Here is a 22,678-nt window from a genome sequence, read left to right on the forward strand (position 1 = left end):
GACACTGGAAACAATGATCTTATTGACGAGAAAAGCTGAGTTTTCCGCTTCGCATTATTACTGGAACGAAGCGTGGTCTGCGGAAGAGAATGTGCGTGTTTTTGGCAAGTGTGCGAACAAGAATGGCCACGGGCACAATTACACGCTCGAAGTAACGGTCGCCGGCGAGGTGAACGGGACATCTGGCTTTGTCGTGGACCTGAAGGAGCTTAAGGACGTCATGGAGCGGGAAGTGGTGGGCGTGTATGACCATCGCCATCTCAACCTGGAAGTGCCTGAGTTCGCCAAGATGATTCCGACTACCGAAAACATCGCGATCGCCATATGGAAGCGGCTCGAAGGAAAAATTCCCGGAGCGAAGCTGCACCGCGTACGCGTATACGAGATGCCGGATCTTTTCGCGGACTATTATGGTGAGCCATGAGGGCGTACTTTTCGCGCAGATACCGCCTGAGCGCTTCGCATCGGCTGCATACCGATACATTCAGCGAAGAACAGAACCGCGATATATATGGCAAGTGCAACAACCCGTATGGGCACGGGCATAACTACACCATTGAAGTGACCGTGGGCGGCCAGGTAGGTGCGGAAACCGGAATGGTGTGCGATCTGGTGGAACTGGATACGTGTGTGCAGAAAAACGTGATCGAACGATTTGACCACATGAACCTGAACCTCGATCCACTCTTTCAGCATCAAGTGCCGACCACGGAGAATCTATGTATGGAGATATACGAACTTCTTGCGGACTTTAATAAGGCAGAGCTGGTGAGGGTACGCATAGAGGAAACGAGCAATAACTCATTCGAGTACCCGGTGAGTAAGCGCTGACGATGAACGGAATAGAAAAGAGAACGAAGATGGCGAGACCGGCGATTGTACGCAAGGCTTTGACGACAGGGCTGGAAAATATTTCCACGCAGGACATTTACCGCGAGATTATTCGCCGCTTTGACGAAGACCCGACACGGGACGGCCTGGAGCGGACTCCGGAGCGTGTCGAAAAGTCGCTGACTTTTTTGACCAAAGGCTACCACGAAAATCCGACAGAGATTCTGCAGGGCGCGCTCTTCGATGTGGATTACGACGAGATGGTGATCGTCAAGGATATCGAGATGTTTTCGCTTTGCGAGCACCACATGCTGCCGTTTTTCGGCAAGGTGCATGTCGCGTATATTCCGAATGGCAAGGTTATAGGCTTGAGCAAGATTCCACGGCTGGTGGAGGTGTTCGCCCGCAGGCTGCAAGTGCAGGAGCGTTTGACGCGCCAGATCGCCGATGCGATTCAGGATGCGATCCAGCCGCAGGGCGTCGGCGTGGTGGTTGAGGCAAGGCATCTGTGCATGATGATGCGCGGTGTGGAGAAGCAGAATTCGTCGACCGTAACGTCGGCGATGGTTGGAGTTTTTCAGAAGCAGAATACACGGGCGGAATTTCTTTCATTAGTGCGCGAGCGCGCTCAAACGGGATTCTGAGCAACTATAGTATTCAGAGTGAATGGGCTTCTGATTGTTGATAAACCAGGCGGCATGACATCGCATGACGTCGTTTCACGGGTGAGACGGGCGATGGGGGAGTCTTCCATCGGGCACCTGGGCACTCTTGATCCGATGGCAACCGGCGTACTGCCGCTGTTGCTCGGAAAATACACGCGACTGGCGCAGTACTTCGGCTCGCTTGAGAAGACTTATACCGGCACCATCCGTTTTGGATTCGCCACAGACACCTATGACGCAGAGGGCAAGCCGACGGGCGAGGTGGTGCAGATTCCTCTCATGCTGGAACAGGTGCGTGCCGCTGCGGCAAAGTTCTATGGAGAAATCGAGCAGATGCCGCCTGCATTTTCCGCCAAGAAAACCGGCGGTAAAAGGGCGTATCAACTGGCGCGTGCAGGCGAAACTCCACTGCTGAAGCCGGCGCGAATCCATATCAGAAAATTTGAGATTACATCGCTTGCTGACAATACCGCTTCATTCCTGATGACGGTTTCCGCTGGCGGCTATGTTCGAAGTGTGGCTCATGAACTCGGTATTGAACTCGGATGCGGCGCACATCTGGCAAGCTTGCGGCGTGTGGCCGCGGGACCGTTTGCGCTGGAGAATGCGATTCCTTTAGCGGAGATTGAGGCGAATACAGCCGAAATGTTGAGCCAAAAAATGCCGCATCCACGCACATTGCTGGCCGAGTTGCCGTGCGTGACAGCGGACAAGTTTTCCATGGGCCGCTTACGAAATGGGGCGGCGGTGAACCTGCCGGAGTTTGGTTCCGCGCCGCTGGTTAAAGTCTTCGAGGACCAGCAAACCCTGGTCGCAATCGCCAAGCGCATTGCCGGGACTCTCTTCCAGCCGGTTGTGGTGATGGCATAGTTATTTTTTGAGGAGAGGGCGAATCAGCTCGAAGACATTTGCGGCTACCTGCTGATTGCCTTTGACCGTCGCATGAATGCCGTCTTCCTGCATGGAGCCGGGCGTGCCGTAGACGTTTTTGAGGAGGAAGGGAAGAAGCGGCAGGTGATATTTTCTGGCGAGGTCGCTGTATATGCCGTTGAACTGTTGGATGTAGTCGGGGCCATAATTCGGGGGCAGCGTAATTCCGGCGAGGGCGACCGCGATTCTGGCTTTCAGCAGGGTGGAAATAATCTGATCCATATTCTGCTGCGTAGACGTGAGCGGCAATCCTCTTAATCCGTCATTTCCTCCAAATTCCACGATCACAATCTGGGGATGTAGCGCGAGCACGTCTTTTAGGCGGTCGGTGCCGTCTTTGGATGTATTGCCGTCGATTCCTGCATTGACAACGTGATAGGAATAGCCGTGATGGGTGAGTAGCTGCTGCAGATAGCTTGGATAGGCGGCGGCAGCTTCAACACCGTGGCCAGCCGTCAGCGAATCGCCAAAGCAGACAATGACCGGGGGATTTGCGGAAGCGTACCCCGCGAGTGGGAACGTGGTTGCAAGAAGAAACGTAAATAGAAGCAGCAGGCCGTGTCGACGCGTCACATAGACATTGTAGCCAGAGGATGGGAGCCGGGAATGATTGAAGTGCGAGGACTGAAGAAGTCGATTCGCAATGGAAGCCGAACAGTGGAGATATTGAAAGGCATCGATCTAAGCGTGCCGCGGGGACAATTTCTCGCGATCATGGGCTCCTCCGGCAGCGGCAAAAGCACGTTGCTGGGATTACTCGCCGGGCTCGACGCACCGACGGAAGGCGAAGTGCTGGTGGAAGGAACCGACATCAGCCGATTGCCCGAGGACAAGCTGGCGCAAGTGCGCGGCAAGAAGATTGGTTTTGTTTTTCAGTCCTATCAGCTCATTCCAACACTTACCGCACTCGAAAACGTTCTTCTTCCATATGAATTGAATGCGAAGGGCGATGGGAAAAAGCGCGCAGTTGCGCTATTGGAATCTGTAGGGCTGGCAGATCGGCTACACCACTATCCGGTGCAACTCTCCGGCGGAGAGCAGCAGCGGGTAGCGTTGGCTCGCGCCTTTGTTCTGGATCCTCCAATCGTAATGGCTGATGAGCCCACAGGAAATCTCGACTCGCCGAATGGTCAACATGTGCTCGATCTGCTTACGGAGCGACAGCGGGAAGCAGGCACCACGCTGGTACTGGTGACTCACGACAAGCAAATCGCCGATCGCGCGGATCGCCGCATTGTTCTGCGTGACGGACGCGTTGTCTCCGACGAAGACGGAAAGAAGAATGGCTATGGGGCCTGAACAAAAGCCTGCTCTTGGATGGACTACGGCCGCGAAGATCGCATGGCGGGAATTGCGAGCCTCGCGGGCGAAGTTCCTATTTGTAATTCTTTCAGTTGCAATTGGAGTGGCCGCGTTGACCGGCGTGCGCGGCTTTAGCGAGTCATTTCAAAAAGCATTGCTCAACCAGGCGCGCAGTATCATGTCCGCCGACCTTTCGGCGCGCATGTTTCGGCAAACAACACCGCAGGAGAACGCAAAGCTGGACGCGCTGGCGACTTCCAGAAATGTGGAGCGCACCTCGGTGACAGAAATGGTGTCGATGGCTTCGCTGCGAGGTGACCCAGTTCCATTGCTGGTGTCATTGAAGGTCGTCGATCCTGGAAGGTATCCGTTCTACGGAACGGTTCTGTTGAATCCGGCCGGAGATATCAGCTCGGTCTTAACTGACAGCTCTGTCGTTGTCGATGACAATCTGCTTGTGCGGTTGCATGCAAAGACCGGAGATTCGCTGAAGATCGGCGGCCAACTATTCAGAATTGCAGCCGTGATTGAGAAAGAGCCGGATCGCCTGACTGCCGGGATTGGATTGGGCCCGCGGGTCATGATGACTCGCGAAGCAGTAAACAGAACCGGTCTGCTGCAGCAGGGAAGCCGAGCGACTGAGAGGTATCTGTTCAAGCTTGCACCGCAAAGTGGGAAGATTGCGAATGTTCGCAGCGATCTTGAAAAGATATTGCCAGACGCGCAAATTACAGATTTTCGCGAGACGAGCCCCGCCCTTTCAGAAGGGCTGGATCATGCGACCGGCCTGCTGAGCCTGATCTGCTTGGTCGCGATGGTGCTCGGTGCGATTGGTGTAGGAATGGCAATGCGGGCGCATTTGCAACAGCGAATCGAAGTGCTCGCAATTATGAAATCGATCGGGGCCCGGTCATCTGATATTTTACGAATCTATTTGCTGCAGACGCTGCTGCTGGGATCGCTGGGAGGACTGATCGGCATCGTTCTTGGTTTCGGTGTAGAGTGGGCTCTCCCATTTTTCTTTGGCAAGTTGCTTCCCATCCAGCCTCCACTACGACTTCCGTTACGTTCGGTTTCAGCGGCATTTGGCACCGGCATTCTGACCACGATACTTTTTTGCTTACCGCCTCTGCTCGATGTTCGGCGGATTCGACCCAGCGTAGTGCTGCGCAAAGCCGTCGATAGTGAAGATGCGGGAAGCAGGCGCGGCTTTTGGAAGAAGCTTGTTGAGAACAAGGCGCAGTGGATTTCTTCGGTAGTCGTTGTCCTCGCCCTGGGTGGTATCGCCGCCGGCCTCGCGGATTCGTTACTGGTTGGAAAGTGGTTTGCTGCTGCGCTGTCAGGATTGCTGATCGTTATCCTGGTCATCACTGCAATTACATTGCGAGGCCTGCGCGCTCTTCTCGATAAGACCCGGCTGCATCTGAATTCTGCGTTGCGGCATGGCCTGGCAAATCTCTACCGTCCAGGAAATCAAACCGCCGCGGTGCTGGCCGCGTTGGGCGCGGGTGTCATGCTGATTCTAAGTGTCTACATTATGCAGCATGCCATCGTGAGCCGTATGAATACCGATGCTGCTACCAGCGCTGCCAATATTTTTCTCGTCGATATCAGTCAGGATGAAATAGACGGCGTGAAAGACCTGCTTCTACATCAACCGGGCGTAGATAATAAATTTGAATCGATCCCTATCGTTTCGGCCCGGATTACAGCGATCGACGGCGTACCGGTAGACCATCTCAATCTAACAAATTATCCAAAGCGATTGCTTTCCTCCGTGGCTGTTACCTGGGCGGACTCAGTTCCGGATGGCGTGAAAGTTACTCAGGGAAGATGGTGGCAGAAGAGTGATGCAGATGGTGTGGCTATTGTTGATCACGCTGCAAAACGGTTGAAGCTGCATCCCGGCTCTGCGGTAGATTTCGAATCGGGTGAGCGTACGATTCATACGCATGTAGCGGTGATTTACAAGGCTGAGGGCGAACATGTATTTGCGCGGAGCGAATTTATCTTGCCATCCATAGCTCTCAAAGGTTTGCCCAATGTCTGGTATGCAGCGGTGCGCGTGCAGCCGAAGCAGATTTCTGTTATGGAGAGGGAATTGTTTCAGGAGTATCCGACGGTAACAGTTATCAACATCGCAGATATTCTCGAAACAGTGCAGGGTGTGGTGCATCAAATCACGCTGGTGATTCGCTTTCTGGCAGCATTCTCCATGTTTTCAGGCGCAGTAATTCTTGCATCGAGCATAGCGAGCACGCGTTTCAGGCGTATCCGCGAGGTTGTAGTGTTGAAAACTCTTGGAGCCACTCGAAACCGCGTTGTGACCGTCTTCAGCATCGAGTTCACCGTGCTTGGCTTGATAGCAGGATGCGTAGGCGCGGTTTTCGCGAATCTGCTGAGCAGGATATTACTCCACAAGATGGATGTGCCATATCATCCGGAGATTTTTGCAAGCCTGATAGCGGTTCTCACTACTGCGCTGCTCGCGGTAGTAACTGGGTGGATTGCCAGCTTTCGAATTCTTGGGCAGAAGCCGCTCGAAGTGCTGCGGGAAGAGTAGGCACCCATACATTCCGTGGCAGGAACGTATGGGTATCATGCGGCGTATCATGCGGCTATTCCTCTGCGACGCCTTCAAAACTCTTGCGTGATGTAAAGCGCTTCACCAGCAGTGGCATGACAAATAGGATCGAGAAAACTGTTGTGAGCATTCCTCCAACCACCACGCGTGCGAGAGGCTGCTGTGCCTGTGCACCAATCCCGTTGGAGATAGCTGCAGGAAGCAGGCCGAGGCCAGCCGCCATGCATGCCATGACTACGGGACGCATCTCGTCAAGACAGCCTCTTTCAAGGCCATGATCAAAGCCGTCTTCTCGCTGGGCGCGACGTATGCCTGACAGGAAAACAACAGCGCCGAGCGTTGCGACTCCTGTGAGCGAAGTGAAACCCACCGCGGCAGAGATGCTGAATGAAGTGCGTGTAATGAATAAGGCGAGAATGCCACCGATCGCAGCGAAGGGAAGCGTGCCGACCACAATGAAGGCGTCTGTCCAGGTGCGGAACTGTATATAGAGAAGCACCAGGATTACGGCAAGGCTGACCGGAATGATGTATGCAAGACGGCGCTGCTCTTTTTGCAGACTGTCGAATTCGCCAGCCCAGGTGTACTCATAGCCGGATGGTAATTTTACTTTCTGGGCGAGCTGCTGTTTTAGATCCTGGATCGCACTGGCGAGATCACGTCCACGCACACTGAATTTAATGGGGATATAGCGGCGAGCGCCTTCGTGATAAATCATAAAGGCGCCATTCTTGATGTTGACATCGGCGATTGCGCCCAAGGGCACCTCCGTGCCATCCGGAGTTGGCAGAAGTATTTTGCCTATCGCTTCCGGTGTGTCCCGGAATTGCGGGGCATAGCGCAAAGCAAAATCAAAACGGCGATCTCCGTCGATAATCTGCGTTACCGGAGCTCCTCCTACAGCTGCCTGCACCACGCTGTTTACATCTTGTGGCTGCAGGCCATAACGCGCCGCTTTGCTGCGATCTATCGAAACCATCAAGCTTGGCTGGCCAGTCACGTTGAAGACGCCTATGTCGGCAATGCCTTGCACTTTGCCCATTACATTCTGTATTTGATCGGCGATGCGCGTCAGGTCGTCGAAGTCATTACCAAAAAGCTTGAGAGAATTTTCGCCTTTCACTCCCGACATGGATTCTTCCACATTGTCCTGAATATTCTGCGAAAAGTTGAAATCGATGCCTGGATATTGTGCAAAATCCCTTTCAATGGCAGCGATTAACTTATCTTTGTCGCCGTGGAACCGCGGACGCCATTCATCCGCGGGCTTGAGGCTCGCAAAGAACTCGATATTGTTGAATGTGCTGACATCCGTGCCGTCATCTGGACGTCCCATCTGAGAGATAACCTGTGTGATTTCCGGATAGGAGCGCAGGGTGGCGCGAATCTTGTCGGCCATATTTTCTGACTGCGGAAAAGCGATGTCCTGCTGCAGGGTGGCACGAATCCACAGGTTGCCTTCTTCGAGTGCCGGCATGAATTCTCCGCCGACAAAGATGAAAAGAACAATAGCTGCGACAAGTGCGGCAAGAGCTCCGAGCCAGGCAATCTTGCTGAACTTGAGTACACGCTTCAGGCCGTTATCGTAGTGTCGGCGAAAGAAACCACTCAGCCAGGTGTCTTCGGCTTCATGCTTGATCTGTTTGGGAACTGCGAACGAGCCCAGAACAGGAGCAAAGACGAGAGCGAAAATGAGAGCACCCGTCAGCGCGAATCCATATGTGACTGACATAGGCGCGAAAATCTTGCCCGGGACGCCTTGCATGGTGAAGAGAGGAATGAAGGCAACCAGGATGATCAGCGTTGCGAATAGCACGGGCTTTGCCGCATCGCCCACGCCTTCCATGATCAGCTCGGAGACTTCTTCGCCCTGCACGCGGCGGGAGATCTTACGGTAGACGCTTTCCAGCACCACAATTGAGGCGTCGACAAGGATGCCGAAGTCGATGGCTCCGATCGAAATCAGGTTCGCCGAATGGTCTGTGAGTACCATCATGGCGAATGAAAAAAGCACCGCAAAGGGAATGGTGATTGCAGCGATTGCGGTAATGCGAAGATCGCCAAGCATGCTGAGAAGAACCAGCGTGACGAGAATAAGTCCGGTGATGATCACGTGACGGACTGTCTTCGTCGTGGTGTTAATGAGATCGGTGCGATCGTAGAGCGTCTTAATCTTCATGCCCGGAGGCAATAGATTGCCTTCATTCAGCTCTTTGATCTTGGCGCGCAATCCGGCGAGGGCAGGCAGTGACTTCTCGTTTTTCTGCAGAAGCACGATGCCTTCCACGACGTCCGGTTGCTCGTCATATCCCACCTTGCCGAGCCGAGGCTGATGGCCTTCTTTCACATCGGCAACATTTCTCAAAAGCACGGGGACGCCATTACGCTCTGCAATGACAATATTTTCCATATCGGCAATGGAGTGTAGAAGGCCAATGCCGCGAACATTCACGCTCTGGCTTCCGAGTGTGAGATAGTTGCCGCCTGCGTTGGCGTTGCTGCTTTGGATAGCGTTCGCTACCTGCGTCATGGTGACGCCATAGGTAAGCAGTTTGTTTGGGTCAATCTCTGCCTGGTATTGGCGAGTCGTGCCTCCGAGGGTGGCCACGTCGATGATGCCTGGCACCTGTTTCATCTCGCGCACGAGGAGCCAGTCCTGTGTGGCCTTCAAGTCATTCAACGAATAGCCCGGGCCCGTGAGCTGGTAGCGATAGATTTCGCCGATAGGAGATTCAGGAGAGAGTTGTGGCTGCAGATTATTCGGCAAGTTGACCGATTGCAGACGGTTGAGGGCTTCCTGACGGTCGGTGAAGTAATCGCTGTCAAACGTGAAATAAAGTTTGACGTCGCTAAGGCCAAAGATGCTGATCGACCGGATCTGGTCAAGATGAGGCGTACCATTCAGTCCGGCTTCGAGCGGAACTGTAACCTGCTGCTCCATTTCTTCCGCAGACCACGATGGATTCTGCGTGATGAACTCAACCATCGGTGGAGAGGGATCGGGATAGGCCTCAATATCAAGGCGCAGGAATGCGAGTATGCCACCGGCGAGCGATGCGAGAAAAATAATCAGGATAATGTTTCGGTAGCGGAGGAGTGTGCGAATAAACGCCTGCATTTTTACTGCGCTCCTGCCTGGCGCAGCAGTTCTGCGCCTGTCGCTACAACCTGTTCGCCATCTTCAAGCCCATGCGTAACTTCGACAGTCTTTTCGTGAGTCTCGCCCAATTCCACGTCGCGCCGCGCATATTTGTGATCAGGAGTGGAGACAAAGACATAATTCTTAGTGCCGTCGCGGATCACAGCCGTCGAGGGAACAACGATAGCCTGTCGCTTGAGATCAGCAACGGAGATGGTCGCATACATCTGTGGCTTGAACTTATGCCCGGGGTTGGGGATGACGACGCGCACCTTAAGAGTGAGCGTCGTAGGATCGACGGCATCGGAGATATTGTCAATCGTGCCAGTGCGGACCTCATTTGGATATCCGTTGACTCGGATTTCGACTGACTGTCCGCGGCGCACCGCGCCGACGTCATTTGGATAGAGGTCACCGAGAGCCCAGATGGAATCGATATTCGCGATCGTCGCAATGGCGGTTGCATTGTCGAGCGAGCGCTGCATTTTTCCAGGAGCCGTGCCTACGTCGAGAACGACGCCACTGATGGGAGAGCGAAGCGGCAGGTTTGCCGACGTATCATTTTCCGAAAACCCGAGATTGTTCAAAGTCTGCCGCGTCCGCTCGAGTTCAGCATGGTCCGCGTCGTCCAACGCCTTCAGATCGTCGTAATCCTTCTGCGCCATGACTTCGTGTTGTAGAAGTTCTTTACCGCGCTGCAATTGCAGATCTGCACGGGCCGCTTCTATCTTCGCTTTTTCAAAATCGGAACGCGCGGATGCCGCATCGCTGCTCTGCAATGTGCCGATCGGCTGACCTTTGCTGACTTCCTGGCCGGGCAAAACCTTAAGCGCGATCACGCGGCCACTAAGCGGCGGATAGATATGTACGACATCCGTTGGATTTGCCAGCAATCGAGCTGGCAGATTCAGAGTATCTGTTACCTCTGCGTTATGAACTGCGACAGTATCGACTACATCTTTGCCGGTGGCTGGCGTTGGCGCGGATTCCTCAGCCGGATGCTTGCAGGCTGTAACTACCAAGACACAGGGAAGAAGAAACGCAGCTAAGTAGTTCTTGCTCATGGGACGATCTCCGTTGCAGCAGCGAAGCTGAGTTGATGAATAGCTAGCCAGACCTGGGTATTTGCGTTTAAGGCATCGAGGTTCGTCTGGCGGTAGTCGCGCAGGGCATCAAGGTAATCGAGCAGCGTTGTACCGCCGTGCCTGTAGCTGTACTCCATGTTGTCGCGCACATGTGCAGCTTCCTGGAGGTAATGGCCATGGTATCGATTGGCCATGTTAACAGCGGTTTGGTAGCCTGCCCATGCTTGATCAACATCGTTGATGACCTGGTTATGCGCTGCTGTTTCAGCGAACCTGCTGGATTGTGATTCATAGCGGGTGCGTTGCTTTTCTCCCTGATTTCGATCAAAGATGCGCAAGGGAATGCTGACTTGAAAGCCCGCGCTGTTGTAGGTGCCGGTGCGTTCATATTCGCCGCCAACGGTGGGATCCGTGGTTCCGTCTGCATCTGCGAGTTTGATGTTGGAATCGGCCAGGCGCACAGATTGCTGTGCCGCGAGATAATCCGGACGGCCTCGAAGTGCTTCCTGTTCGATCTGTGCCAATGGTGCAGTCAGAGTCGGCGGGTCGAGAGTTCCGGTGATATCGAAGGCATCGGCGGGTTTCTCAATCCCCAGTAGCAGTTGTAACTGATCGCTTGCCTGCACGAGGTTGAGCTTTGCATTGTCAAAATCGGATTCGAATTCCGCCAATTGAAGATCGATTCGTTCAAAATCTGTCGCACTGACGTCCCCTGCATCGAGGCGCGCCTTGGTCAGATCAACTGTTCTGTGATAGCTGGTTAAATTGTCGTCCGCGATCTTTAGCCCTGCTTTCGCTGCCAGCATCTGTGTGAATGCCTGCTTTACAGCGAGTGCCGTCTGCCGCTCAGTATCTTTATATTGGCTCTGGGTTACATCGGTAGTGGCGTGGGCGATGTCGAGTCTCCAGCGGCGCTTCTCTCCGCGTTCGAAGAGACGATTGACATTCGCAGCGTAGGAATAGGGGTTGCTGGGATTGTCGGCCGGGAGGCTGACATCAGTACCAGAGATTTGAAAATTTGGATTCTGGCGCAGCCCGGCGGTGATCTCATTGGCCTTGGTAGCAATGACATGCTGTTGTCCGGAAAGAAGATTTGGATTTCTGGTGCGCGCTATGTCAAGGGCCTGCTGCAGGGTCAGCGGAGGCTGCGCCGTTTGCGCCTGCGAGGCCGCAAATGTGAGGCAGACGGCAAGCAAGGTAGTACTTCGAGCGAAAAGTCGTTTCATATACACCCATCCCGGGACGGCAACGTGAGTCCTGGCGATACAAATTAAAAACTGAAATCAGAAGGCAGAATGATCAGGCAAACAAAGGCGGAGGCCGCTTTGCCGCCTGCCGGATCGATCCGATCAACGGCTTCGCAATCTGTACGGCGGGTTCAAGCCGCATAAAGGAATGTAAGCCGGTGAGGTGGAAGGATAAAAAAAGTCCGACATGCAGATGATCTGCGAGACTGGCTGGCTGCTCGGCCACGGGCGCCATATCGACTTTTCGGGTCACGTGCTCAATCTCCGCCGTGGATATGGCTTGGATATCGTCTGTCATAGAGATGACGGGGAGCAAAATAACTACCAATAAGGCGAGAGCGATGAGTTGAATGCGTAGGTCCGGAAGCTTTGACTGCGTACCAAAGCGGCGTACGCCCCTCTTCCAAAGGAAGACAAGCGACAGCGATAAGAGCAGCCAAACGATATTGAGGAGCAATTCCACGCTTACAGTGTGATTGTACTTGAACAGCAGAATCGATTATGTGAACCGATATGAGAATAGACGGACGAAGGTTGACCTAAGTTCCTGCAGCTTTTATTATGTGAGGAGTAGCGCAATCGCGCGGCATCTTATTGCCCCCTCGTTCAATGGTAGGACGGCTGCCTCTGGAGCAGCATATCGGGGTTCGAATCCCTGGGGGGCAACCAAAACACCTAAAACCTGAACTTCCTTGCACCTCCCCGAACATCCTCGCACGCGAGGATGTTGTTGTTTTGCAATAACATACAAGGTAATAGTGTGCGAGAGCGTTCTAGGGCGTGCTACTACAGCCAGACTTTTATGTGGGGATTATTGTGGGGTACGATGAGCAAAAGTGTGGGGATCGAAAAACCCCACACCTTCGAGGGCTCATTATGGGACTGACTATCAAGGAAATTGAAAACGCAAAGCCACGGGCCAAAAAATACAAACTGGCAGACGGTGGCGGGCTATGCCTTATCGTCAAACCGTCCGGCGCAAAGCTCTGGCTTTGGCGGTATCGGTTCGATGGTATCGAGAAGAATATGTCATTTGGGGAGTACCCGCATGTCGGCCCCAAGGATGCCCGCGAGCTTCACTTCGCTGCGAAGAAACTATTGGCTACCGGCGTCAATCCGATGGGCGAACGCAAAGCAGAGGCCGAAGCCAAGCGGGAGGAAACCAAGGCGCTCCAGCGTGAAGCTGATAGCAGTTTTGAGAAAATAGCCCGACAGTGGTGGGCATGGTGGTCGATCGGCAAGTCTCCAAGGCACGCAGAGACTTTGATGAATCGGCTTGAATCTGACGTCTTCCCCGTCGTCGGGCACTTGCCCATCGATGCCGTCCAAACGGCCCATATTCGGAACATCATGCTTACGATTGAGACGCGGGGCGCTAGCGATGTCGCCAAGAGAGCGCATCAGTCCATCGGGCAGATCTTCCGTTTCGCAATCGCGCGCGAACTTGCGAGCCGGAATCCCGCGGCTGACTTCAAGCCGCGAGACATATTGGCGGCAGCCGACTCAGAAAACTTCGCCCGTGTAGACGAGAAGGATTTGCCCGAACTGCTGGCGAAGATGGATGACTACAACGGAGACGCGCTCACACGCTTTGGACTCAAGCTTCTCGCCTACTGTTTTCCTCGCACAAGCGAGCTGATCGAAGCGCCGTGGACTGAATTCGATCTGGACAGAGCACGATGGGACATTCCTGCTGAGCGTATGAAGATGAAGACCCCTCACATCATTCCTCTTTCACGCCAGGCCGTCGAGGTACTTCGAGCGCTTAGGTTGCTAACCGGCAATGGCAAGCTGGTATTCCCAGGGGCCACGGACAAGAAGAAGCCCATGAGCAACAACACGCTCCTGTACGCGCTCTACCGGCTTGGATATCAGGGCCGCATGACGGGACACGGATTCCGTGGACTAGCTTCGACCATCCTCAATGAGAACGACTTTGACGATGAGCATGTAGATTTGCAACTGGCCCACATGAAGCGGAACAAGGTGTCCGCAGCCTACAACCACGCGAAGTATCTAAAACAGCGCACGGAGATGATGCAGTGGTGGGCCGACTATCTGGAAGCGCAGCTTGCTAAGGGTAGGAGAGCATTGGCCGCGCCTAGGCCCATTTCTTCGAGGAAGCCCACGCTTCGCGAAGAGCGGGCTGCGGCATCCGTTTCCTGCCTGGATTCAAAGTAGTGGATCTTGACGTAAGGACACGCTCAGCAGCCCACTGCTTAATTTCTGATCTTACCCATGCGACTGTGCGCGGTCCAAATCGGACGGGAGACGGAAAACTGTTCGCACGGATCAGTGCGTAGAGGCTAGACTTCGATAGCCCCGTGACCAATTTCACGTCTGGTAGACGCAGGAAACTGACCTCTTCCAGAGCATTTGGCAGCGCTGAGCGGCCAGCGTCCGTTCGCACGCGATCTGACGGTTTCTTAGGCGGGAGATTTTGGTCGGAGAGCAAGCGGGACCTCCTGGGACAGGAATGACACCTTCCGGTGATAGTGCCCGTTCGATATGGCGCCGTCCAATACTTTATTGCGATGGATGGCTATGCTTAAACGAGATGGGGATTGCTGCGTCTCACTATTGCGCGTTCACCGGGTTGCCTTGGAGCACGCAACTTTTGTTAACCAATCTGGTACTAATTGAAGTGAAAGAAGTTCCGGGACAGAACTCCCGTTACGGCAGCACCACCGCTCAGTTGAGTTTCGGGGGGCATGTCCATGAGTGTCTACGATCACCTTGAGTTCAAACACCTCAAGAGCATTGTCGCAATAGCGGAAGAGGGCACAATTACTGCCGCTGCCACACGCCTTCCGTTGGCTCAATCCGCTCTTAGCCGCCAAATCAACGATCTAGAAGACGCCCTTCACATTCAAATCTTTGAACGCGATCGCGGCGGAATGAACCTCACTGCCGCGGGCGAATCACCATCGTCACGCACACGGCGACCTGCTATGCCTATTTGATCTTGGTCGACTGCGATGATCTCGCGATTGGTGAGAATGTTGCGTGTGTCGTCGTCCATAGCAGCAATGTCGTTGCCCGCTATCAGCGGAGCCGCCATGATCGCCCATAGACTGAACTGGCCGCGATACTCGGTTGTGCTCATGCCGCCATTGCCAATCTCCAGCATGTCTGGATCATTCCAATGACCTGGGGCTGCATAGCCGTACAATGGCTCCGTAAGATCGACGATGTTAACCATGCCCAGGCTCGTGCCTTTGCGCCCAGCCCAGGCATCGTAGATGTCTTCAGTAGTGCGCCATAAATTACCTATCTTCTGCCCCCAGTCCCAAGGCATGGATTTATCGGTCATTGTTGGGCGATTCACACCCCAGTTGCAAATTGAGAAGATGATGTCGCGACCGGTAGCACGCAGTGCATCGGCCATCAGTGCGTAAGCTTCTTCGCTGTTACGTGTTCCAGTGAAGCACCGGTCGTACTTGAGATAATCCACGCCCCAACGCGCGTAAGTCGATGCATCCTGGTACTCGTGGCCCTGGCTGCCTAGACGGCCACCGCATGTCTTGGTGCCAGCGTCAGAATAGATGCCAAACTTTAGACCTTTTGAGTGGATATAGTCTGCCAACGCTTTGATGCCCGATGGAAATTTCACCGAATCGGCCATGATGTTGCGATTGACCTATCCCAACTATGCAAAGGCCTCACTGTTGACACCCAATAATCTGACTCCATCGCTGTTGTTATCGAGAGATGGAATTCCGGTTCCGACCGCTGAGACAGATGCTTCAGGCAACCTGGTTATTCCCGACAATGCAGTGATTCGCGGTGTCGAACCGGATTGGAGAGCGCAGAGCGTTGACCAGAAGACGGTGAACATTGAGCGAGAAATCCGCCCGGGGATGATTCTGGATATCGGTTATATGAATGTGCGGGGACATCATAATTTGCACTCCTTGAATATCAACCAGGCACCTCCCTCAACAGACGCGAGCAATGATTATCAGACCAGCAGACCGCTCTACAATCTCTACCCTGACCTCGGAGATGTGCCGATATCTGTTTCTCGGGCAAGCAGCTATTACGATGCATTAACCGTGCGCTTTGCGGCAAATGTGGGGCAGGATTTGAATGTGAATGCCAGTTACGCACATGGACGCAACTTTGCCGACGGGAACAACATTGACCAGACGAATATTCGCCAGTATTACGGACCAACACAGCAGGATATCGCGCATATCTTCAATGCGCAGGCCCATTATGCGCTACCGGTAGGTCGGGGCAAGACATACATGAGTCATGGTAGCCGGCTGGTGGATACATTGATCGGGGGCTGGGAATACTCTGCTCTGCTGCATATGCGAAGCGGTGTCCGGTTCGACGTTACATCCGCGGTGGGCACATTGAACAATGGCCAGTCGAATCGCCCCGATCGAATTGGCAACGGCACGCTGAGTCACCCTACTATTGATAAGTGGTTTGATACATCCGCCTTCGTAAATCACCTGACAGAAGGAACATATGGAAATGCCGGAATCAATCCATTGCATGGTGACGATCAGATACAGCTCGATTCTTCTCTGGAAAAGACTTTTGCTCTAGTAGAAGGCACGCAATTGGAGTTCCGGATCGATGCGTTTAATACCTTCAATCACCCGGATTTCGGTACACCCGACTCGGTTGTGGGAGATGGCTCGGAAGTGCAGGTGTCGTCAACTTCCGTGGATAACAGACGTCTGCAGTTCTCACTTCGTTTTTCGTTTTAACTGAAGGATCTTCGCGTCATAGCCCATAGAACAAAGGCGATGAGCGTTGCAAAAGGATGAAATGAGTTTGTCGGAAAACGGAAATCTGTACGCGGCTCCTGGTGATCGGAGCCAGAGGGTTCCTGGGAAGCTTTATCACCCGTAGCAGCAGCCGGTATCAAGTCGTGCGAGCCGACCGGACGCGTGAGAGCGGCGAAACCGATCTGGTGGTGGATGTCGCGGAGGCTGCGAGCGTGCGGGCTGCGATAGATGAGGTGCAGCCCGACGCAGTGCTATTGCTGGCGGCGATCTCTGATATCGATCGCTGTCAGCGAGAACCCGAGCTGGCAACGGCGGTAAATTTGCATGGTGCTGAACATATCGCCAATGCCTGCGCGTGTAACGGAGCACGGCTCTTATTTACTTCGACAGGCGCTGTTTTGATGGTCTTAAAATCGCTTCATCAATGGCGCGCAAATCTGGATTAACGGTGACATGAGCCGGCTGGAGCCTCAGATGCGGAAGGTCTTTGCCGAGGTCGATCCCAACTTCGCCATTATCAGCATCCATCCGCTGCAGGAGCAGATTGATGTGCACTATGACCAGCAGCGCACGGTGGCTGAGCTGAGCACGCTCTTCGGCGGCCTTGCCATCCTCCTTGCTTCGATAGGGCTTTATGGAGTGATGGCTTATGCTGTTGCTCGCCGCACTGTAGAGATCGGGGTACGCATGGCCGTGGGCGCAACACGCTTTAACGTAATCCTGCTGGTGCCGCGGGCGGCTTTTGCGCAGGTGGCGCTTGGCCTCGTGCTGGGGCTCACGTTATCCTTCGTCGTCGGTCGGATGCTGCACTCAACCCTTTATGAAGTGGGAGAGGTCGATCTGGCAGCACTGGGAATTGCCACCGCCATCTTGCTTATGAGTGCGCTGCTTGCGAGCTTTATTCCTGCCCGACGCGCAGCGAACGTGGAGCCCGCAACGGCCTTGCGCACGGACTAATCGGGTCACCCGAGTGGTGTCAAAAATCATTTGAGAAATGACGGCACCAAGGCACGCAGCAACGATCCAAGTCTCTTGCATCCGGCCAATCCGGCCAGTACATTCGCGATCCGTTTCCAGGAAACCGGATTTCGACCGCCATGATCGACCAAAGATTGGTTGTCTATGCAAGCTTTGCCTTTTCCCAGGCTCGTCCGCCGTTTGATAGCAACAGTGACAATGCGCTCGACCTAACACCAATGTTCATTTGATCCATGCTACTCACCCTTTCTGCCATCTTCTTTGCAGGTCTGGCAAACACGCGGATATAGATATCCTCTGCCAATTCCACGGACTCCGAGACAGCATCATGAAATGGAATTACCCTGACGTTCACTTGCTGTTCTCTCGCTAGCCGAATGCCAGCTATCATGCAAGCGCCAAGATAAACCATTCCTCGGTTGATTCGCGGCATGTTGCGCTAAGGGTCAAACACGACCAGACCTCTGCGCCCACTGCTGGAAATCGAAGGACAGCTTGTCTCTAAATATATCGGCTGGCAGGTATCGGCGCTTTCATGGCAAAGTGGACACAACGATCCAAGTGTTTGGCATTGTTTGATATGGTGCGGCGATGTTCTCTGCGCAACATTTGCAGCTAATCACGAAATCGTGCAGCCGGGGTATTCACATCCACACCTTTCCTGAACTTGGACAACGCTAACGTGTTAGATCGTGTCGGAACGGCCCAATGTAAATACCGTTAAGATAGTGTCATGACGACAGCAACTCGAATTGATATCGCCGTCCCGTTTCTCTTTGCCATGGCTTGTCAACCTCGGTATATTCGGTCGTGATGGTTAAGCAGAGACGCGGCGTGCTTCGTCTGATACTCGCGGCCATCGCATGCCTCCTGGTATGCAATGGCGGTCAGGCGCAACAATCGCGATTTGATTCTTTGCCGGATGCGCCATCTCAAACCCAAGCACCGACGACAACACCACAGACGGCGAATCCAATACAAGGCGGCGTAGAGATCTTTAAACTACTGCAGCAGAAATCTCTGGTGTTTCCTGACCTCGCCACCAACGGAGGACAGTTGAGTAGTCGGCAAAAGTTCGAGTTGGCAGCAAACAACAGCATCGCACTGTCGACGATTGGAGCAGCCGCGATCGGAGCAGCGTACGGACAGGCGATCAATAGCCCCTCGGGGTATCACCAGGGCGCGGAGGGGTACGGGAAGCGCTTCGGGGCAGACATGGCTCGTGCCACATCGGATAACATGTTCGGAACCTTTCTATTGGCGTCTGCTTTGCATCAGGACCCGCGATTTTATGTAAAAAAGAATCTGTCGTTTAAGCAATCTTTGGAATATGCAGCCGTCAGGCTGTTCATCACGCGTAGTGACTCCGGAGAGAGGGAAGTCAATTATTCGGGTCTGATAGGCCCTCTGATGGGCGAAGGACTCGCCAATGCCTACTACCCCGACGAAAACCGTACTGTCGGCAGCACCTTCACACGCTATGCTTCCGACCTGGGATGGAAATTCGGCGGGAATCTGCTACGTCAATACTGGCCGAGTATTAACAGAAGGCTGCGACTTGTGCCGGAGTCTTCGCCGACCAGTGGGGCAGCCGGGAACAATCCCTGACGACACTTCGCCGTTCTCAAGGGTGCTGTAAATCTAAGTCCTGAACGAGATACCACCGTAACGGTGTAGCGGCTTGGATTCGCGACAATCAATCGAATGCAAACTTCGGAAACTCAATGAGTGCGCAATCTCAAACTCACTCATCACAAATAAGATCAAGACTCATAAGGAAGATCAAAAGTCCGCTGCAGTCTTTCTTTTCTGTCGTGTGCTGAAGGCAGCGGAGCTTTTGCTCTCCTCGGTAATCAATCCCTGCGACTTGGGTTGCACCCCCCAAATCGATAAGCGAGCCTCATCTGGGGTGTGCTTTATGCCTTGATACCACTAACACTTGGCTACAGATGTCTTATGCGAATCGTGCAGCTTCGGAGGCGTGGCGTTACCCCCGTGCATCTCGAGAAATTCGCAAGCTCGTTCGATGTCGTCTGCCAGAATCTCGACTACGGTACGGTTCAGATGTGGACGAACAACAATTCGCAGACTGTTGATCTCCTGGGCATCGGGAGGCATCGAATAGGCGGCCAGAATCCAGCCACGTTCTCGCACCTTATTCGAAATATCGAACTCGTTGTAACGTGTCACAGACTTATCGAGCGTTAGCGCAACCACCGGTATGCGCTGCGTCTTGTTCATGATCTGGAACTTTCCGTTCTTAGTCAGACGATCGCGCAGATACTGAGCGTGCTCGAGGGCGTGTCTCATGATTCGAGTGTAGCCTTCGCGTCCAAGGCGCAGGAAAGCGTAGTACTGCACAAGAATCGTAGCCGAACTTTTGCTGAAATTCAGGGTGGCAGTCGGAGCTTCCCCACCGAGATAGTTCACGTAGAAGACGAGGTTTTCATTGAAGACTTTGCGGTCTCTGAAGATGATCCACCCAAGGCCAGGCGGTACCAGTCCATATTTGTGTCCTGAAGCATTGATTGATTGGACTCGCGGTAACCGGAAGTCCCACTTGTAGTCCGGATCGAGGAATGGGTTTACGAAGCCACCAGAGGCACCGTCGATATGCATCGGGATGGAGACGCCAGTTTTCTTCTCATACGCATCGAGCCAGTCATGAATTTCTTGAATGTCATCATCCTCACCCGTGAAGGTTTGTCCGGCTATAGCCACGACGCAGATCGTATTTTCGTCAACGTACTTGTCGAGATATTCAGCTGTGAGGCGATAGTTGCCAGGCTTTAAGGGAACGATTCGAGGTTCGACATCGAAGTAGCGCAGAAATTTCTTCCAGACAATCTGTACATTGCCACCGGTCACCATGTTCGGTCGGCTGGCGTCCTTTCCGGCCTTCTGCCGTGCCTCGCGCCAGTTCCACTTGTGCGCCAAGCCGCCCAGCATGCAGGCTTCAGAGGATCCGATCGTGGCGGCGCCATAGGGCTCGGCATCCTTAGGTCCGTTCCACAAGCTGTGGAGCCAACGAACGCAGACGAATTCGGTGTCCTTGGTGTGCGGGTACATGTCTGGATCGGCGAAGTTCCGAAACGACCCAGAAGCAAAGATTTCGCGAGCTTCGGGCTCTGTGAATGTTGTTACGAAAGAGGAAAGGTTGAGCATCGGGTTCGCGTCGGTCCAGCACTCACTCTGCACGATTGCGTGGGCAGCCCTAGCTGACATGCCCTCAGAAGGAAACTCTTTTGGGATCGGATAGTTGAATTGATCAAAGGGCGTCTCTTTCTCAGGACTATGAGGGAGGTGCGCGGCTTCCGAGTGCGGCTTGACTGAGGTTGCCATTTCTTAGTCTCCTTTGTGTTTTTGCGACAATCCTGAATAAGGAATTGTTGTTGATACATCACACTTCATACATCGATTTCCGTGAACACCAACTGCTGCCGCTCTCTCACTTGCGCAGAGAATGCATGATGGCCACCATGACAGGACCCCAAATCGTGAGCAGGATATTCCCGATTGCGTACGGAACGGTGTAGCCGAGTGCACCGATATTGCTTCCGCTGGCTTCTCGCAGCGCATTCAGCGCAGGCGTGCAGGTCTGCGCACCGGTTACGCCTGCAAGGACCATCAACGGGTTCATCTTGAAAATCCATCGGCCCATGATCATGCCGACCAGCGGGGGAATTGTTGTTACGACCATGCCCCCGAAAAAGATGCTGGCGAAGAAGCCGCCGCCACGTTCCATATATGCCTGGACCGCGTGGGGCCCGGCTCCCAAGCCCACGATCGCAATGAAAACGATCAGGCCGACGTCCGCGAGAACGCGCTGTGCCGCCTCTGGGATCGAACCGAATACGGGATAGTGACTCCTAGCCCAGCCCGCGAAAAGCCCAACCACAAGTATCGAACCCGCAGTGCCTAATCCCAGGGGAACTCCATTAACATTGAATGTAAGCAACCCCAAAAGAACTCCGCACGCGATTCCTGCTGCAACAAAAGTGAGGTCGGTCTTTGTCAGGTCAGCCTCGATGTAGCCGAGCCACTTCCCGGCACGCTCTACATCCTGGGGTGAGCCAACAAGCCGCATGACATCACCCCGTTCCACCTTAATGCCCATGTCGCGCGGCATCTCCTCTTCACCTCGATTGAGAGATGCCAGATACACTCCGCGTGCGGCTTGCCGATCGGCGGCCATCTCACGAAGTGTCTTTCCCACTGCGGATCCTTTTGTCACTACAACGGTTACAGATTTCAAGGGGGCCGCTAGTGCTTCGAGATCATCGGACTCTGGTCCAATCTCTCGATCCGCATTGGCAAGCATCGCGCGCAGACCAGCAATGACGAGCAGGTCGCCAATCTGTATGCGAGTTTGAGGCATGGGCGAGATCAATTCATCCCCACGTTTTAAGCGTTGAACAGATAAACGACCGACCGCGTATCGTTCTTCGAGTTCGTCGATGGTGATACCTGCTATGGAAGAGTTTTCGACACGGTAGCCACGAAAGGCGAAGCGACTGCCTACGAGAAGGGGACTGGCCGCCGCTCCACCGCCTGATAGCTGAGCCTCCAATATTTTCGCGTCATCCCTCAGATTCGCTCGCATCATCATCGGACCGAAGACGCTGATAAAAAGAATCAGTCCCAGATCCCCGAAACCATAGCAAATGGCGTCAGCTAGAGGAGCATTTCCAGAAAGCTGTGCCTTGATTTCGTCGGAAACCGGTAGCGCGGCAATAGCGTTCAGCCCGGTTCCCAACGCTGCCGATTGTGTCAGGCTGCCGGACAGCAAACCCACGGAGATGCCTTCATCAAACTTAAGAACGGACGCCACCGTAACCGCTGTCGCCAGCCCAGTGATGGCCATCGTGATTGCCAGGATAATCTGCGGAATCGCTTCCTTGCGCAGGCTCCCGAAGAATCGCGGGCCGACCGAGTAGCCGACGGAAAACAAGAAAAGATAGAAAAATATCCAGCGTAGTAGTTGCGGGAACTCAGGCTTGGCAAAGATGCCAATCACGATGCCGGCAATAAGGGAGCCGACAACCGAGCCAAGGCTAAAACCCTTTATGCGGACGCGACCGATCAACGTGCCGAAAAAGATGGTGACGAAAAGAGAAAGTTCTGGAAATCGATGGAGCGAGGCCGTGATTTCCTGCATGCGTTTCTCCTCTG

Annotated in this window: 21 protein-coding genes and 1 tRNA gene; 13 read left to right on the forward strand and 9 right to left on the reverse strand. The window is 53.9% G+C overall.

Annotation, left to right across the window (positions count from 1 at the left end; translation table 11 throughout):
- Positions 1-13 precede the first annotated feature (13 nt).
- Genes GSQ86_RS12995 through truB form a run of 4 tightly spaced genes read left to right on the forward strand, consistent with a single transcriptional unit; the run spans position 14 to position 2,366 of the window.
- Positions 14-424, forward strand: coding sequence for a 6-carboxytetrahydropterin synthase (locus GSQ86_RS12995; RefSeq protein ID WP_158750365.1), 411 nt, complete (start codon positions 14-16; stop codon positions 422-424).
- The gene (locus tag GSQ86_RS13000; protein WP_158750366.1) at positions 421-831 is read left to right on the forward strand and encodes a 6-carboxytetrahydropterin synthase; all 411 of its coding nucleotides are present in this window, start codon (positions 421-423) and stop codon (positions 829-831) included. Before GSQ86_RS12995 ends, GSQ86_RS13000 begins: the two co-directional genes overlap by 4 nt.
- Before the next feature lie 29 nt (positions 832-860).
- Positions 861-1,475 carry a GTP cyclohydrolase I FolE gene (gene folE / locus GSQ86_RS13005; RefSeq protein WP_158750367.1) on the forward strand — a complete coding sequence of 205 codons (615 nt, stop codon included), beginning with the start codon at positions 861-863 and terminating at the stop codon, positions 1,473-1,475.
- An 18-nt stretch (positions 1,476-1,493) separates the two neighbouring features.
- Positions 1,494-2,366 (forward strand): tRNA pseudouridine(55) synthase TruB, encoded by an 873-nt coding sequence (gene truB, locus GSQ86_RS13010; protein WP_158750368.1) that lies wholly within the window; start codon positions 1,494-1,496, stop codon positions 2,364-2,366.
- On the opposite strand, the gene GSQ86_RS13015 is transcribed toward truB, so the two are convergent.
- Positions 2,367-2,999, reverse strand: a complete 633-nt coding sequence (locus tag GSQ86_RS13015; RefSeq protein WP_158750369.1) for an arylesterase — start codon at positions 2,997-2,999, stop codon at positions 2,367-2,369. It lies immediately after the preceding gene.
- Between the two features lie 33 nt (positions 3,000-3,032).
- On the opposite strand from GSQ86_RS13015, the gene GSQ86_RS13020 reads away from it, so the two are divergent.
- Both GSQ86_RS13020 and GSQ86_RS13025 read left to right on the forward strand, forming a co-directional pair.
- Complete coding sequence (locus tag GSQ86_RS13020) at positions 3,033-3,725, forward strand: ABC transporter ATP-binding protein (RefSeq protein ID WP_158750370.1); 693 nt, start codon at positions 3,033-3,035, stop codon at positions 3,723-3,725.
- Positions 3,715-6,291 (forward strand): ABC transporter permease, encoded by a 2,577-nt coding sequence (locus GSQ86_RS13025; protein ID WP_158750371.1) that lies wholly within the window; start codon positions 3,715-3,717, stop codon positions 6,289-6,291. The genes GSQ86_RS13020 and GSQ86_RS13025 overlap by 11 nt, the downstream gene beginning before the upstream one ends.
- A gap of 55 nt (positions 6,292-6,346) precedes the next feature.
- Here GSQ86_RS13025 and GSQ86_RS13030 read toward each other — a convergent pair whose 3' ends face one another.
- The 4 genes from GSQ86_RS13030 to GSQ86_RS13045 form a co-directional block, all read right to left on the reverse strand.
- Entirely contained in the window at positions 6,347-9,430 is a 3,084-nt protein-coding gene (locus tag GSQ86_RS13030; RefSeq protein ID WP_158750372.1) for an efflux RND transporter permease subunit, read from the reverse strand.
- 2 nt (positions 9,431-9,432) lie between these two features.
- On the reverse strand, positions 9,433-10,515 hold the full coding sequence (locus tag GSQ86_RS13035; RefSeq protein WP_158750373.1) for an efflux RND transporter periplasmic adaptor subunit: 1,083 nt from the start codon (positions 10,513-10,515) through the stop codon (positions 9,433-9,435).
- Positions 10,512-11,762, reverse strand: coding sequence for a TolC family protein (locus GSQ86_RS13040; RefSeq protein WP_158750374.1), 1,251 nt, complete (start codon positions 11,760-11,762; stop codon positions 10,512-10,514). Before GSQ86_RS13040 ends, GSQ86_RS13035 begins: the two co-directional genes overlap by 4 nt.
- A gap of 73 nt (positions 11,763-11,835) precedes the next feature.
- Positions 11,836-12,036, reverse strand: a complete 201-nt coding sequence (locus tag GSQ86_RS13045) for a hypothetical protein (protein ID WP_158750375.1) — start codon at positions 12,034-12,036, stop codon at positions 11,836-11,838.
- 342 nt (positions 12,037-12,378) lie between these two features.
- On the opposite strand from GSQ86_RS13045, the gene GSQ86_RS13050 reads away from it, so the two are divergent.
- Together GSQ86_RS13050 and GSQ86_RS13055 are read left to right on the forward strand one after the other, a co-directional pair.
- Positions 12,379-12,452: transfer RNA gene (locus tag GSQ86_RS13050), tRNA-Gln, on the forward strand.
- Positions 12,453-12,659: 207 nt separating this feature from the next.
- On the forward strand, positions 12,660-13,964 hold the full coding sequence (locus GSQ86_RS13055) for an integrase arm-type DNA-binding domain-containing protein (protein WP_158750376.1): 1,305 nt from the start codon (positions 12,660-12,662) through the stop codon (positions 13,962-13,964).
- Here GSQ86_RS13055 and GSQ86_RS13060 read toward each other — a convergent pair.
- Complete coding sequence (locus tag GSQ86_RS13060) at positions 13,885-14,193, reverse strand: AlpA family transcriptional regulator (RefSeq protein WP_256366838.1); 309 nt, start codon at positions 14,191-14,193, stop codon at positions 13,885-13,887. The two genes, GSQ86_RS13055 and GSQ86_RS13060, sit on opposite strands and share 80 nt — an antisense overlap.
- A gap of 307 nt (positions 14,194-14,500) precedes the next feature.
- Between GSQ86_RS13060 and GSQ86_RS23935 the strand changes: the two genes are divergently transcribed.
- Positions 14,501-14,746, forward strand: coding sequence for a LysR family transcriptional regulator (locus GSQ86_RS23935; protein WP_216841135.1), 246 nt, complete (start codon positions 14,501-14,503; stop codon positions 14,744-14,746).
- Here GSQ86_RS23935 and GSQ86_RS13070 read toward each other — a convergent pair.
- Entirely contained in the window at positions 14,653-15,369 is a 717-nt protein-coding gene (locus GSQ86_RS13070; RefSeq protein WP_254062354.1) for a glycoside hydrolase family 27 protein, read from the reverse strand. The two genes, GSQ86_RS23935 and GSQ86_RS13070, sit on opposite strands and share 94 nt — an antisense overlap.
- A 7-nt stretch (positions 15,370-15,376) precedes the next feature.
- On the opposite strand from GSQ86_RS13070, the gene GSQ86_RS13075 reads away from it, so the two are divergent.
- The 4 genes from GSQ86_RS13075 (at position 15,377) to GSQ86_RS13090 (ending at position 19,114) form a co-directional block, all read left to right on the forward strand.
- A complete protein-coding gene (locus tag GSQ86_RS13075; protein ID WP_174239964.1) occupies positions 15,377-16,507 on the forward strand; it encodes a hypothetical protein in 1,131 nt (376 codons plus the stop codon).
- A 101-nt stretch (positions 16,508-16,608) separates the two neighbouring features.
- Complete coding sequence (locus tag GSQ86_RS13080; protein ID WP_158750380.1) at positions 16,609-16,974, forward strand: sugar nucleotide-binding protein; 366 nt, start codon at positions 16,609-16,611, stop codon at positions 16,972-16,974.
- A 7-nt stretch (positions 16,975-16,981) separates the two neighbouring features.
- Complete coding sequence (locus tag GSQ86_RS13085) at positions 16,982-17,485, forward strand: FtsX-like permease family protein (RefSeq protein ID WP_158750381.1); 504 nt, start codon at positions 16,982-16,984, stop codon at positions 17,483-17,485.
- An 855-nt stretch (positions 17,486-18,340) separates the two neighbouring features.
- Positions 18,341-19,114 (forward strand): hypothetical protein, encoded by a 774-nt coding sequence (locus tag GSQ86_RS13090; protein WP_158750382.1) that lies wholly within the window; start codon positions 18,341-18,343, stop codon positions 19,112-19,114.
- Positions 19,115-19,438: 324 nt separating this feature from the next.
- Here GSQ86_RS13090 and GSQ86_RS13095 read toward each other — a convergent pair whose 3' ends face one another.
- Complete coding sequence (locus GSQ86_RS13095; RefSeq protein ID WP_158750383.1) at positions 19,439-20,848, reverse strand: glutamate decarboxylase; 1,410 nt, start codon at positions 20,846-20,848, stop codon at positions 19,439-19,441.
- A 106-nt stretch (positions 20,849-20,954) separates the two neighbouring features.
- Entirely contained in the window at positions 20,955-22,664 is a 1,710-nt protein-coding gene (locus GSQ86_RS13100; protein WP_158750384.1) for an aspartate:alanine exchanger family transporter, read from the reverse strand.
- Positions 22,665-22,678 lie beyond the last annotated feature (14 nt).

The sequence above is a fragment of the Acidobacterium sp. S8 genome, from assembly GCF_009765985.1.
In the GTDB taxonomy this organism is placed as follows: Bacteria; Acidobacteriota; Terriglobia; order Terriglobales; family Acidobacteriaceae; genus Alloacidobacterium.